Source organism: Catenovulum agarivorans YM01, from assembly GCF_000281085.1.
Lineage (GTDB): Bacteria > Pseudomonadota > Gammaproteobacteria > Enterobacterales > Alteromonadaceae > Catenovulum > Catenovulum agarivorans.
In genome coordinates this window covers 160,468-175,984 of sequence record NZ_JH767527.1, presented here as the reverse complement: position 1 = coordinate 175,984, position 15,517 = coordinate 160,468, and the positions used below count along the sequence as shown (strand labels likewise).

The 15,517-nt window shown below is 38.0% G+C and carries 8 protein-coding genes; all 8 read right to left on the bottom strand.

Annotation, left to right across the window (positions count from 1 at the left end; all coding sequences use genetic code 11):
• Positions 1–25 precede the first annotated feature (25 nt).
• The 8 genes from WSC_RS0110915 to WSC_RS0110880 all read right to left on the bottom strand — a co-directional run bounded on the left by WSC_RS0110915 (position 26) and on the right by WSC_RS0110880 (position 15,436).
• Complete coding sequence (locus WSC_RS0110915) at positions 26–2,080, bottom strand: EAL domain-containing protein (protein ID WP_016955962.1); 2,055 nt, start codon at positions 2,078–2,080, stop codon at positions 26–28.
• Between the two features lie 143 nt (positions 2,081–2,223).
• Positions 2,224–4,962: a hybrid sensor histidine kinase/response regulator gene (locus tag WSC_RS24145; RefSeq protein WP_016955961.1), complete on the bottom strand. Its 2,739-nt coding sequence runs from the start codon at positions 4,960–4,962 to the stop codon at positions 2,224–2,226.
• A gap of 2 nt (positions 4,963–4,964) precedes the next feature.
• Positions 4,965–5,540, bottom strand: a complete 576-nt coding sequence (locus tag WSC_RS22510; protein ID WP_016955960.1) for a chemotaxis protein CheB — start codon at positions 5,538–5,540, stop codon at positions 4,965–4,967.
• On the bottom strand, positions 5,524–6,354 hold the full coding sequence (locus tag WSC_RS22505; protein ID WP_016955959.1) for a CheR family methyltransferase: 831 nt from the start codon (positions 6,352–6,354) through the stop codon (positions 5,524–5,526). Before WSC_RS22505 ends, WSC_RS22510 begins: the two co-directional genes overlap by 17 nt.
• Positions 6,355–6,365: 11 nt before the next feature.
• Positions 6,366–10,559 (bottom strand): response regulator, encoded by a 4,194-nt coding sequence (locus WSC_RS0110895; protein ID WP_016955958.1) that lies wholly within the window; start codon positions 10,557–10,559, stop codon positions 6,366–6,368.
• A 24-nt stretch (positions 10,560–10,583) separates the two neighbouring features.
• Positions 10,584–12,644 (bottom strand): EAL domain-containing response regulator, encoded by a 2,061-nt coding sequence (locus WSC_RS0110890; protein ID WP_016955957.1) that lies wholly within the window; start codon positions 12,642–12,644, stop codon positions 10,584–10,586.
• Positions 12,645–12,755: 111 nt separating this feature from the next.
• A complete protein-coding gene (tsaB, locus tag WSC_RS0110885; RefSeq protein ID WP_016955956.1) occupies positions 12,756–13,472 on the bottom strand; it encodes a tRNA (adenosine(37)-N6)-threonylcarbamoyltransferase complex dimerization subunit type 1 TsaB in 717 nt (238 codons plus the stop codon).
• A gap of 53 nt (positions 13,473–13,525) precedes the next feature.
• Positions 13,526–15,436 (bottom strand): DNA repair helicase YoaA, encoded by a 1,911-nt coding sequence (locus WSC_RS0110880; RefSeq protein ID WP_026016798.1) that lies wholly within the window; start codon positions 15,434–15,436, stop codon positions 13,526–13,528.
• Positions 15,437–15,517 lie beyond the last annotated feature (81 nt).

Genomic DNA, 15,517 nt, shown 5'->3' with positions numbered 1-15,517 from the left:
ACTCTGTTAAATTAAGTATAACAGCTTAGTTGATATATTCATGTGTTATCTGTTGTAACATTGCGTGTTCAAATTCTTTTGCTGGTAAAGGTTTATAAAAATAATAACCTTGAAAACAATTAATTTTTAAACTCTGCAAATAATTCAGTTGAGCTTTGGTCTCGACCCCTTCAGCTATGGTAGATAGGCCGAGTGCTTTAGCTATGTAAGCAATGGCCTCAACGATTGCGCAATCATTTTCGTTGTTTGGTAACTCTTTAATAAACGACATATCTATTTTTAACGTATTCAAAGGTAGCGATTTTAAATAGGCTAAAGATGAATAACCTGTACCAAAATCATCAATGGAGACTTTTATGCCGTTTCTATGGAAGGTATTTAATACAGGCAAAGCAGAATCGAGATTTTCAAGTAACAAAGTTTCTGTTACTTCTAATTCCAATAACTCATTCGGTATATGGCATTGGTGCAAAAGATTTAAGATATCATCTTGTAGGTTTTGATCTATCAGTTGGCGAGCAGATAAGTTAACCGCAACAGGTATTTTTGTTCCCTGCCTGTACCATTTTTGTAGCTGATTGCACACTTTGGTTAACACCAATTTGCCTATTTCAATTATTAACCCCGTTTCTTCGGCTATCGGAATAAAATCCGCTGGTGACACCAAGCCTCTAGTTGGATGGGGCCAGCGCACCAAAGCTTCAGCGCCAATTATTTGGCCGTTTGAGTCTACTTTCGCTTGGTAATAAACGTCAAAAGCCTGCAATTCAACTGCTTTGTGTAAGTCTTCCTCTAACTGAGCTTTATCTTTTAAGCTTGCTTGAAGCTTAGGCTGAAATATCGCAATTTGCTGATTACGTAATAGCCAAGCATCGTTTAAAGCAATGTCAGCATCACGTAAAATGTCGGCAGCGTTTAAGTAACTTTGTGTTTCCGCAACAATTGCGCTTGAAAAGGTTAAATGAATTTCTTTGTCATCAATAAGCAATGGCGTTTTTAGTGCTGGGTTAATTCTTTGTTCAATAATATCAACACAAGCATCTGCACTCGCGGTATTTTGTACTGTTAGCGCAAATTTCTCATCATCCACTCTGGCTAAACTTTCTTGCGGAGGGACGATAGCAGATAAAATACTTGCCACTTCGTATATCAAACGGTCACAAAAGTGATGACCGTAACAATCACGTATGAGTTTGTACCTGTTTAACGAAACCACGATTACATTAAAGTTTTGTATCTGCTCTTCCTTTAAAGCGATAAGCAATAACTCCATTCGGTCGATAAAAGCGGAGCGATTAAGTACATCTGCTATTGGGTCTATAATTTTTCTATTGGTAAAATCCGTCATAGATCCCGCCATTCGGTAGGCTTTACCATTTTTATGGCGGATGGCTGCGCCGCGGATCATCATCCAGCGATATGTCCCATCTGCATGTTGGATACGGCATTCTTGAGTAAAATGTTCTGATATTCCTTCTAAATGATGACGTAAACAGCGATTAAATTCGTATGTGTCATTCGGGTGAATACGCGCGACTAAAGATTCGAACTTATTTGGGAATTCAGTTTCTTCATATCCCAGCATTTTTTTCCAACGCACCGAAAAAAATGCTTCGTCTGAACTAATCAGCCAATCCCACAAACCATCATTAGCTCCCATAGCAGCTAAACTAAATCTTTCATTCGCCTTTTTACAATCGTCATCCAACTTTTTGGTTGTTAATAGGTTTTTTACCCGAGCATGTAAAATTTGTATATCGATTGGCTTAGCTACATAATCATTTGCGCCTAATTTAAAACAAGTGATGATTTGCCGGTTGATCCGGCTGGCGCTAACCATGATGACGGGTAAAGTGATTTGGTTATACTTACTTCTGACTAACTCCAATATACTGACGCCAGAACCATCGGGTAAATTAATATCCAATAAAATTAGATCAAATTCTTGTTGATTAATTTGTGTATAGGCAGCGGTTGCCGTTTCAGCAATCACCAATTTAATGTGCGGTTCTGCACGAAAAGTTTCTTTTACAATTTCCTGCGCGATAGGTTCATCTTCCACCAATAATATATTAGGCATAACATTACTCCCTGTTCGGTAGATGTAACTTAAAAGTTAGCAATAGATTTAAGGGGTAGCAAGGAAATAACGGACAGAATTTAACCTTTGAACACTCGGGCTAACCCAACCTCTTCATCTTTATATCAATTTTACTATAAGATTTATTCTTCCTCCTCGGCAGTCGTTGCTATTGCTGATTTTGCTTGGTCCAAAGTTTGCTGATAAACAGCATTAAGAAGCTTGATTGTGTCGCGGCTGACTGACTGTTGGTTTTCCCCACTCAATTGTAATTGATTTAATAGATGGGCGAGCTGCTCAAAACCTAAATTAGCTGATGATCCTTTAAGCTTATGCGCTATTTGTTTGAGTTGTTGCGAATTGTTAGTTTGAGCTGCACTTTCTAAAGTAGTTAAGCCTTCAATTGTCTGCTGCTCGAACATATCCATTAATTTTTTCCTTAAATCTAACGGAATACCGCTGAAACGTGTCATTTCAACCAATAACAAAGGTGACTCAAGATCATCGTTTAGATTGGTAGCTGTTTTTTGCTCTACATCTTTTGCAAGGTCATTTATTGGTTGTTGTTTTCTTTGCTGAACCTGCATTAATAGTTCAAACAAACGTTTTTCTTCAACTGGTTTGCTAATGTAATTATCCATACCCGCAGCTAAACATTTTTCTTTGTCGCCAGATAAAGCATTGGCTGTCACTGCAATAATGTAAGGAGCTTGCTGATTAAAAATTGATTTAATTTGTTTAGATGCTTGATAACCATCCATCACAGGCATCAGCACATCCATTAAGATTACGTCGAATTCTTTCTTACAGACAGCATCAATAGCCTGCTGCCCATTTGTAACAAAGTCGGCACTACAACCAATTTCCAACAACAAGTAGTTAAGATACTCGCGGTTCACTTCGTTATCTTCTGCAACCAATATACTTAAGGTTTTAAGAGGACTGTGATCAATAGCTGGTTGAGCAATTGTATCTTCTGCCTCTTCAGCTTTCCAACCTTGGTAAAAAAGCTCAATTAGTTGGTCATACAATACCGAAGCTTTAATCGGTTTTAACATCAATCCTGAAAACATCTCAGGAGCACAGTTAACTTCTTCGTTTGACGTACATAACAGTAAGTGCGGACAGCCATCAGCCAGACTTTCAATAAGATAATTGGCAACGTCAATGCCATCATATTGAGGCATACAATAATCCAAAATAATTACATCAATATCGTTTAAATTTATCTTGGCATGTTTTAAATCTTCAAACTTACTGTATTTGTATACTTCCATTCCCCATTCTAATAAATACTGCTCCAATACCATCAAATTCGTTAAGTTGTCGTCCAATACCACAACTTTTTTACCAACCAGTTCAGGCAGTTGTCCTTTGGCATAACGTTTGGGCGACGGCTGAATAGCGACAATTGGAATTTGCACTGTAAACACAGTGCCGACAGCAATTTGGCTTTCTAACGAAATTTTACCGCCCATTAACTCAACCAACTTTTTAGAAATGGCTAAACCTAACCCTGTTCCACCAAATTTTTTTGTTGTTGAGCTCTCAGCTTGAACAAAGGGCGCAAATAATAATATTTGTTTTTCCGCTTCAATCCCAACACCAGTATCCTGCACCTTTACGATTAGACTAGACGATTCGGTGTGATATTCACAATTGATGTGCACACCACCTTGTTCAGTAAACTTAATGGCATTACCGACTAAATTCACTAAAATTTGCCGAAAACGCATTTCGTCTAAAGAACAGGTTATTTTTGCTTGTTGGTTTAATAAGTAAGTGAGCTCTATTTTTTTCTCACTGGCTTTTGTGGCAAATAAACTAACAACGCCTTCAATTAACTCTGAGATGTCAACTTCACATTTATTCAGCAACATCTTACCTGCATTAATTTTTGAATAATCTAAAATGTCATTGATTATGGATAAGAGGTGCTCACCACTAAATTGAATGGTTTTGATAAATTCACGTTGTTTATCATCTAACATAGTGCGGGATAACAACGACGACATGCCTAAAATCCCGTTCAAAGGTGTTCTGATTTCATGACTCATGTTAGCTAAAAATGCACTTTTGGCGTGATTAGCTTCATCTGCCGCCTCTTTCGCTTCAATTATGCTTTGTTTAGCTTTTTGCTCGGCAGTAACATCATCAAAAACAAATAATTGTTTAAAGCCCGTCGGTGTTTCAATCATTTCTGTTGAGACCGAAAAAGTGTATACATTGTTATTCGCAGCAACCTTAACGTCATCACAAATAAAATGAGTACTGCTTTGAGTTTGATCATAGTCTGGATGTTGTTTTATTTTCTCAATCTGTCCATCGATTGAAGCAATATCACAAAAATACGACAAAGCCGCGTTGTTGGCTAAATCAACTTTAGAGGTTTGGTTGTCAACGACCACTATAGCGATAGGCACATTATTAAATATATAAGCAAAATAATCTTTCCAAGTGTCCAAGTGGGCGATTGCTTGTTGCAGTGAAATTTCCTTCTTTTTTAACTCAACAAATACATTCACTTTGCTTATCAAAATGGCTTGATTAATAGGTTTAAAAATAAAGTCTACTGCACCAAACTTGTATGCACGTTCAATATCAATCGAATCTTCATCTTCTGCAGTTAAAAAAATGATGGGAATATGTTTGGTTTGTTCATCTTCTCGCAAAAACTCCGCTACTTCATAGCCATTCATATCTGGCATATTTAAATCTAACAGTATCAAGGCTAAGTTATTATTATGCAGGGTAAATTTTAGCGCATCATTGCCTGACTGCACCGAGTGAATTTGCGCTTGAATCGAAGTTAATAACTTTTTTAACACGTGCAAATTTTCTGCTTTGTCATCAACCAATAAAATATCGATACGTTCGTCCATAATTATACTCCGGTTAAAAAGTTTGCTAACTCAGCTTTACTCATCACCATACTGACCGCCCTATGTTCAATACAGACGTTGATCATATATGGTTGAGAGGCTTCAGTTGCGGCAAGCGTAATTGTATTGCCTCCTTGGCGTAAAATTTCCTGCATACCTGCGCAGCCATCTTGATTAGCGCCAGACAAAATAATTCCGGTACACTTGTGTTTAAAGACAGCAGCAGCGGACGTAAACAATAAATCAATTGACGGACGACAATAATGCAGCAAAGGTGCAACACTTAAACAAAACATACTCTGGCTCTCAACTAAGGTGTGATAACCATCTGGTGCAAAATAAACGGTGTTTGGTTTAATTGTTTGGTTTTGGCCAATTAATACGAAATTCAAGTTGGTTGAAATTGTCCAATTGCAGTCTGTAACAATGGAATAAATCGGTTTGCCGTGAACGACAATAACAATTGATTTTCTTAGTGTGCCATTTAGATGTTTGAGTAAGTAGTAGATCTCTTCAGTAGACCCTGCGGAACCACCGATAACCACTAGACCTTTATTTGTGTTAGGCAATTCGCTCATAGATAGGCACTCCATGTTTCAATTTGCGTAAAGCTTTCACCTCATCCGGTATATATTCTTGTAATCCAATACACAAAAGCCCACCTTTAGGTAAAGCAGCGACTAATTTGTTAACAACCGCAAGATGTTGCTGCGGGGTAAAATACATCATTACATTCCGGCAAAATATAATATCAGCGCCTGTAAAAGCGGGTTCTGCCACAATATCATGTTGAGCAAATTTTACGTCGAAAACCAACTGAGGTAAAAAAACTGCTGAGTCATTTTCTACCACATAATACTTTGAAAATTCGTGACTTCCGCCACTCGCTAGGTAATTTTTAATATAGAGTTTTAAATTGGCTAATTGGTAACTTGAACGTTTGGCTTTTTCTAATGCCATTGGATTGAGATCAGTAGCGTACCTTTTACTTCCTCCCAGTAGATTGAGCTCCTGTAACAAAATAGAGAGTGATATAACTTCTTGACCACTAGAGCAGCCGATGTGCCAAATTTTGACATAGGGCTTAGTTTGATAATACTCAGGCAAATACTCTCGTAGAAACTGGTATAACACAGGATCGCGAAACATTTCAGTTACAGTGACGGTTAAATATGAGATAAGCTCTTTACTGATAGAAGGTGAATGCAGTAAAGGTTTGACAATATCAATAACAGAATCCACTTGATACTCTTTGCAAAAACTCAGTAACCGGCTTTTTAAAGGGGCACGGTTGTAACCACTAAAGTCGTATCCAAACATCTGTTTTAAAGTTGTCATGACAAGCTCAACCTCTAGGTCAACTTTGTCAATCTGCTCAAATGATTTGGTCATAACAACCTCTCTCAACTTAACCAGACTCGACATACACTCAACAATTTCTGAAAATCTATTGGTTTAGACAAATAATCACTTGCGCCGACTTCTATACATTTTTGTCTATCTTCAACCATAGCTTTGGCGGTTAGTGCTATGATAGGTAAGTTTTTATATTTTGCTTGTTGGCGGATTTTTTCAATCGCTTGATACCCATCCATCACAGGCATCATTATGTCCATCAGTACTAAATCAAAATCTTGTTTATCCAACAAATTTAATGCTGTTTGACCATTGTCTGCTTTAGTCACCTTTAAGCCTTTTTCGGTTAAAAGTTTTGCCAATGCAAAAGTGTTGCGCATATCGTCATCTACCAATAACACAGTCCTATTTTGCATGGGCTCTTGTAATAATTGCTCGCGTAATAAGTCTTCCCGAATTTTGACCGGTAAACTCGATTCGACTCTATGCAAAAATAGCAAAGATTCATTAATTACATCCGTATACGATTTTGCCGGTACCACCATCATATTCTGTTTAAAGCTTGTTAACAGAGTTTCTATCTCTTCAACTTCCTTGCTGCAATAAACCGAAATAGGTAAGTTATCCGGCAATTCTTCAACCTGCTTGAGTAACTCTGTTAATGATTCTAGGTCAATGTTATCCGCGTCTAAAATTAAATAATCGAATTTACGTTGTTGAATAAATTCAATCGCTTCACTGGTTAAATGTGTCACTTCTAGCTGAGTGTCACTGCCCTGCATAATAGTTTGCAGCTCAGTCAAAACAGATTCTGTTGGGCTAACAATTAATACGTGATAAGAAGATTTTTGCGCAATTAAACTTAACATCTTAATGCTTTGTTTAATTGCTTCTGCTTGAATTGGTTTTTGTGTAACCCCCAACGCACCTTTTAATTTGGCTGTGAGCTCTTCTGTGTCTTGACCTGTAATTATATGCACTGGAATATGCCTGAGCATGGGGTGTTGTTTTAATCTATCTAATACCTGCCAACCATCCATGTCGGGCAAACCTAAATCCAGCAAAATGCCAATAGGTTGATAAGCTATAGCTTTGGCAATGCACTCCATCCCGCTATACCCACAGATGGTTTTGAATCCAGCTGAACGCACTTGTTTTGCGATAACCTGACACAACTCTTGGTTGTCATCGATAATTAAAATACATTTATTGGTTTGGCCTATTTGACTGACGGATTGCAGATTTTTTTGCTGTGGTTTAACTTGATTGTTCAAAGTGTTTGTCACAACTATATCTGTGGGAGTATCCACTGATAATTCAGCTGTATTTTCAGCCAGATCAACGACTTGTGTTTCATCAACTGCTTTCTTGCCTTGAGGTGCCTCAAGCACTTTGACAACCTCAGCTTTTTTAGCAAATTTAGCCGGTAAAGTTAAAATAAACTCACTTCCCACTTCCTCTTCACTAGACAAAGAGATTTCACCACCTAAAAGCGCGGCAAGTTCTCTCGAAATAGTTAGGCCTAAACCTGTCCCCCCGTATAATCGATTAGTCGAGCCATTGGCTTGCTGGAAGGCTTCAAAGATAACGTTTTGTTTATCCAGTGCGATACCTATGCCTGTGTCTATTACTTTAAATTCGATTTTATCGGCGTCAGATTGCTCAACCTGCAATTTCACACTACCCGTTTGGGTAAATTTAAACGCGTTACTCAACAAGTTTTTAATGATTTGACTTAACCTTTTGATATCGGTTGAAAAATCAACATCTTTGGCATTTATTACAATGTCAAAATCTAATCCCTTATTTTTAGCTATCGCCGCAAAATTGCTGCGCCATTGTTCTGTTAACTCTGGCAAATCAACCGGCTCTATGACTACATCCAATTTACCGGCTTCAATTTTAGACAAATCGAGAATTTCATTTATCAGACTTAATAAGTCACTGCCGCTACGGTAAATAATGTCTGCACTCTCAACTTCTTCGTCATCTAAATGGCCGGTAGTGTTGTCTTTCAGTGATTTGGCTAATAATAATAAGCTGTTGAGTGGAGTGCGTAGTTCATGCGACATATTTGCTAAAAATTCAGATTTATAACGACTGGTTACTTCTAAATCTCGCGCTCGGCTTTCCAATTCGACTTTTAGATTATTTAGCGATACATTCCTTTGCTCAACGGCTATTTTTTGCTCTTCTAGCTCGGCCGTTTTTTGCTCTAAATCTACATTAATTGCTTGGAGTTCTTGTTGTTTTTGCTGCAAATCATTCTCTGAATCTTTTAAAGCATTGGTTTGTTCTTCTAACTCCCGATTGGCAACTTCAAGATCCGCTGACTGTTGCTGAGTAACCTTTAACAGCTCGTCAATTTTTGTCCGTTCATCCGCCATATGAATGGCGATTGCCAGATTTTCTGCAATTATATTTAGCAGTTCTTCAACATCTGCTGAAAACTCGCCAATTAAAGCAATTTCGAGTACAGCTATAGCTTTGTTTTTATAAAATAGCGGTACTATCACTAAGTTTTTTGGTGCTTGGTAGCCTGCCCCAGATTCAATCACTATGTAATCTTCCGCTATATTTTGTAAACAAACTAAATAACCATCGGCAACAGCTTTACCTAACATGCCTTCATTGAGATTAAAATTCGATTTGTGCTGTTTACGCGGACTAAAACCAAGAGTTTTAAATAGTTCGAGTTGCTGCTGTTGATTTACTAAATAAACAATTGCGACTTCACTGCTTATATAATTGCTCACAAATGCAAGTGCTGATTCGCACAAATCTGCCAGTGAGTCTTTTGTTCGAATCTGATCATTAAACTTATTAACACCCGTGCGGATCCAATTTTGTTTTTCTATGTTATTTTTGTATTCAAGCAATGATGCCAACATGCTTTTTAACGCAAAACCCAGCGAGTCTTTGTCACTTCTAGGGTGCACCTCAACCGCAAAATTGCCTTGTGCTATCTCTTTTGCCTGATTTTCAATTTCTTTTAAACTAACTAACAAATTTTTCAGCGCAACCGCCATTTCGTCTTCGTTGCTGCTTTGTAAAATTTCTATCGCTAAATCACCTTGGGACAATGCTTGGGCATTTTCGGCAATACGTTTAAATTTATTCAACATGTTATTGACCGAATGTTTTAGCTGGCCAATTTCATCATGTTCATTAATATCTAAAATTTCATTGTTGAGTCGACCTAAACTAATTTGTACTGCTTTCTCTTTGATTAAGTTGAGATTCCTTACGATATAACGTGACAAGAACAAAGCAACAACGGCAGATGCAACAATTGCAATTGAAATGCTGATAAGGATAGAATCTTTAATGACACTTTCCGCTTGTTCCAGTTGAAGGCGCTTTTTGTAGCGCGTGTCACTAATAGTTAATTGTAACTGCGCTATATTTGCAAAAATATCGTCCACTAATGGGATTGCCTCATTAGACAAAAGATAAACACTTTTATTCCAATCTCTTTGTGTTCTGAGCTCTATGATATGTTTTGCTTGGCTGATAACTTGATTGGATAAATCAACTAGCGAATTCATACGAATTGAATCCAACGCATTTATTTGTGTTAACAGTACTTGTTGTTTTTCGAAATTTTGATTTATCTTAAGCGGGATCAGCTGTTTGCCACCGTAAACAAAATCAACCAATAACAAACTTGTGTTAGCGGCTAACCAACGTAATTCCCCGAGCAAAGTTACTAATTTGGACGTTTGCTCGTCAGACTTTGACAGACTTGCAGCTTGCAGTTGATTAAGTTGTGTAAGATATTGTTGATAACTATCTTGATATGCTTGATCAAAATGAACACGGCTCGGAAAATTTGCTGACGTCCAAGCTAAAGCCTCAATTTCAGCCTGTATCGTTTCAAATTGCTCGAGTTGCTGTGAAACTTCATTAAGTGGTTGACTAAACTGACTATCTAAATCCATTGACTCTAGCCGAGCCATCACTCGTTTTATTGTCCGCCATGATTTCGCTCGATTGGCTAAAAAGTATTTTTGTTCTTCTTGATGATTACCTAATAACAAATAACCTCGTAACATGGCTAAACTGGTTTGCAACTCTTTATCTATCTCAAATAAATCTTGAGAAATTGGTAAAATATTCTCAGTTAACTCAACTCGGGTCTGTTGTAATTGATTACTTTTTTCCGTAATAACAACACCAGCGTAACCCACTACTACCAAAATAATAAAAAATCCTGCAAATAACTTAACCGCGATTTTCATGCGCTATTCCTTGTTTACACTAATTTAAACTGCATCTTTGGCGAATTGTTCTAATAACTTTTGTTCAAATGCACTAACAGGCATTGGTTTGGCAAAGTAGTATCCTTGGAATATTTCTACTCCGAGAGCTGACAGCAGCGAAACTTGAGCAATACTTTCAACCCCCTCAGCCACAATTTTCAGGTTTAGCGCGTTTGCAATATGCACTATAGCTTCAACGATAGCTTTATCGTCCTTGTCATCGGGCAAATTTTCGACAAATGACTTGTCTACCTTTAACGTGGTTATAGGTAAACTTTTTAAATAACCAAGTGACGAATAACCTGTACCAAAATCATCAACCGAAATAGCCATATTTTTTTGGCTAAATTCGGCAAGTATAGGTAAAGCTTGTTCTAAATTTTCCAACAACAAAGATTCGGTAATCTCTAGCTCAAATAAATTTGTCGGTAAATTATAGTTATTGAGTAGTTCAAAAATATCTTGAGGAAGGCTTGGATTAATAAACTGACGCGCTGATAAGTTAACAGCTATGGGAATAACAATTTTATCTTGCGTCCATTTTCCTAACAGTCGGCACACATCCTGAATAACTTGGTAACCGATAGCATTGATTAAACCAGTTTCTTCGGCTAAAGGAATAAACTCCATCGGAGAGACCAATCCACGTCTAGGATGATTCCAACGAACCAAAGCTTCAGCACCAATAATTTTACCTGCACGGTCTGATTTGGGCTGCAAATAAGTTTCAAATTGGCGTTGATCAATCGCGGTGTGCAAATCCTCTTCTAATTCAACTTTATCTTTTAATGATATTTGTAATGTAGATTGAAAAGTAACCACCTGCTGATTACCCATTGCCCAAACATTTTGTAAGGCGATGTCGGCATCACGCAATATGTCTTGAGAATTTAAGTATCCTTCAGTATCAAACACAATGGCGACAGACATGGTTATATGTAATTCTTTGTCATTTATAATAAGGGGTATTTTAAGTGGAGCGGCTAACTCTTGAGTGGCAAATTCTTGTATTTGATCTAAGTTGGGTGGGTTTTGGTAACTCATAGCGAATTTACTACTTTCCACCCGAGCTAAAAATTCAGCTGATGGGGTAACTTTTGACAGATAATTAGCCACTTCTTGAATTATGCGGTCGCCGATATGATGGCCATACGAATCACTAATTAATTTATACCTGTCAATTGAAATCAATAAAATTGCATAACTGTGAATCTGTTTAGCTCTTTTGCTATTTATCAGTAATTCAAGTTGATCTAAAAATGCGGAGCGATTTAGCAAACCGGTTAACGGATCCATCATTTTTCTATTATTGATGTCTGTCATTGAGCCTGCCATTCTATATGCTTTGCCATTTTCATAACGAATGGCGGCGCCGCGGATCATCATCCAACGATAATTGCCTTCCTTGTGTTTAACACGACATTCTTTGACAAAATGTCCAGCTAAGCCCTCTAAATGACTTCTTAATGCTCGATTAAACTCGTTTAGGTCATCTGGATGAATTCGTTCAATAAAAGCTTTAAATTCGTTTGGAAATTGCGACTCTTCATAACCGAGCATTTTTTTCCAGCGCTGAGAAAAATAAATCTCTCCTGTATGGATAAACCAGTCCCATAAACCATCATTTGCGCCATTGGCGGCAAGTGAAAAACGTTCGTTAGCTCGGGTGATATCTTCATCAAGGTGGCGAATAATTAAAAGGTTGCTGACTCTAGCCAACAGTATGTCTAAATCAATTGGTTTGGTAATGTATTCGTTTGCGCCTAATTTAAAACACTCTATGACTCTTTTATTCGTGCGATCACCACTAAGCATGACGATAGGTAACGAGATAGGCGTTTCATTTTCTCTAATTTTTTTTAGTAAGTCTGTCCCCGTGCCATCGGGCAGTCCGATATCTAGCAGAGCGATGTCATATCTAATACTTAAAATTGCTTTGTAAGCGTCTGCAAAATTTGAAAATGCATAAACCTGATAACCACCTGTTACTTTAAGGGTATGCGAAACTAACTCTCGAGTAACACTGTCATCTTCTACCAATAAGACTTTGGTCCGCGAGTTCATAATATATTCCCTTACCTGAGGTAATAATTCTAATCCCCTTAAACATAGTTAACGATTGTGACTAATAAAAGACTAAAACCTAATAACCCCAGATACTTTTAGAACATATAGTTATTTACCCGGCATTTTTTGCCATGTAACCTGGTCGCGAACGTACACAGGTGAAATATCTGATGCACTCTCTAATGTTTGAGTTTTTGCTTGCTCAGCCGCAATAAATGCAATATCTAGTGCGCTCGGAAATGGTTGTTGGTTATAAATATCAGCGACTAATTGGGTCGATAGCTCTTGTTGATACGTTTGCCAGCCAGTGCCAATAGCCGTCCATTTTTGTTGTTGATTTAATTGTTCAAGTGCGCTTTCTGGTGGGCATACTTGTTCGTTAACTAATGTTTCAACTATCCCTTTGCCTGTTACTTTATATGCGGCCATGTAAATTTCGTTCATGCGCGCATCTATTGCAGGTACAACAAAAATATCCCCGCTTAAATTAAATTGGTTGCGGTAAACCCCATGCGCCATCGCCGCTAAAGTAGATACACCCAATGCAGGTTTATTGGCACCAAGCGCTAATCCCTGCACTATACCGGTTGCAATGCGTACACCAGTAAAACTACCTGGACCTTTGCCATAGGCGATTAAATCGACCTCGTCTAAATTAATGCTGGCTTGCTGCAACACTGACTCTGTCATAGCTAAAATGCGTTTGTTATGTTCTCGCGGACATACATCAAATTCAACATATTCAGATGTTTGCCCATTGTCATTTACTAATAAAGCGGCAGAACAAGCTTCTGTTGAGGTGTCTAGGGCTAAAATGTACTTCATATCTATAACTCTATAATTCTTTAACTTATCAGACTTAACTTGAGCGTATCGCTCTAGCGCTGTTTTAAAAATTCACATGCTTTGTCGAGTGAACGACTGCGCTGCATATCCGGTAAACTTTGAATAAAAGTTTCACCATATGGGCGCGATACTAACCTTGGGTCGCAAATAATCAAGACGCCATGGTCAGTTACATCCCTAATCAGTCGCCCTGCACCTTGTTTTAGGGTGATAACAGCTTGTGGAATTTGAATTTTACTAAATGGGTCTTCACCTTTGCGTCGACAGTTTTCAATGCGCGCTTGCATCAAAGGATCATCCGGTGCGGCAAAAGGTAGTTTATCTATTACTACACATTTAAGTGCATCACCGCGCACATCAACCCCTTCCCAAAACGCACCTGTGGCTAACAATACAGGTTTGTCAGCAGCTAGGTATTGTTTTAGCAATTCGCGTTTAGGTACTTCACCTTGAATAAATAACGGATTGGCAATTTTATTTTTTAATCTATCAGCGACCAAATTCATCATGCGATAACTGGTAAACAATAAAAAACAGCTGCCTTGTGCCGCATCGACAATTTTAAGCGACAAATCCACTAACGCATTAAGCACAGCTCTGTCGTTTGGCTCAGGGAAATAGCGCGGAATACACAATAAAGACTGCTTTTTATAATCAAACGGACTATCAAGCTGAATAGAATTAAAATCCTCCAAGCCCAATAAATCAGTGAAATGATTAAAACCACCATCAACAGACAAAGTTGCCGAAGTCATTAACCAAGCTTGTTTTTTCTCTTGGCGTAAATTGGAAAATTTATCGGCGATAGAAAGTGGTGTTAAGTTTAAACTTGCGTGCCTTGGGGTGGTTTCGTACCACAAACTAACATCAGCTTGTTGCCACGTAGTTAATTTGGCAATTTTTTGTTTGGCTTCAAAGATACGCTCAAAACAATTATCCGCTGACTTTGAGCGGCCAACCTGTTCTTTTAACACCTCATAAGCAAAATCAATCGATTTAACTAACGCATCTAACTCACGCTGACACTGTTCGGTTTGACCTTTTTCACGCCAGTTGCCTTTTTCTGGTAACTCAGGGAAAGTTAAGCGGAATTGTCTTGCGTTAGTTATAAGCTTATTTGCAGCTTTGCCGAGTTGCTGTGCATCTTTTAAATCAGTGCGATAGGCAAGCTCCATATCTTTACCTAATTCGACTAATATGCGAGTTGAAATACGGTCGCCAAAATATTCGCACGCAATATCAGGGATCTGATGTGCTTCGTCAAACACCACAACTTGCGAGTCTGGCACTATTTCACCAAAACCCGTATCTTTAACCGCCATATCAGCAAAATATAAATGATGATTTATCACAACTAAATCAGCATCAGCTGCTTTTTTACGTGCTTTAACTAGATAACAATCATTGTAATCAGGGCATTCTTTGCCTAAACAATTGTCAATTGTACTAGTAACCAGTGGAATGGCTTTAGAGTCTTCAGTAATAGTAGTGACTTCACCTATATCACCTGATTCAGTTGAAATAAGCCATTTATCAATGTTTTTTAAGTCTTTTAGCAGCTTTTTATCTTCAAGCATTGGATGCGCTTTGTGTTGTTTGTGCCTGTGTAAACACAAGTAGTTAGCACGCCCTTTTAACAAAGCCGTTTTGCTGCGGCTTTTCAGTGCTTTTTTAACCAAAGGTAAATCGCGGTGAAATAACTGCTCTTGTAAATTTTTAGTACCGGTTGAAATAATTACTTTTTTGTCACTTAACAAAGCGGGAATTAAATAAGCAAAGGTTTTACCCGTGCCCGTGCCGGCCTCTGCGATTAATAAAGCTTTTTCTTGAATAGATTTTTCAAAAGCGAGTGCGAGTTTAACTTGCGGCACACGCGGCTGAAATCCATCAATCGCTTTTGCCAATGCCCCTTCTTTTGAAAAAACTTTCTCAACCTGACTCAAAACTTAACTCGGATAAATTATCTAGAAATAAATTGATGTGGGATTATGCGTGTTTTTACCTAGGATGACTAGCGTGTGTTG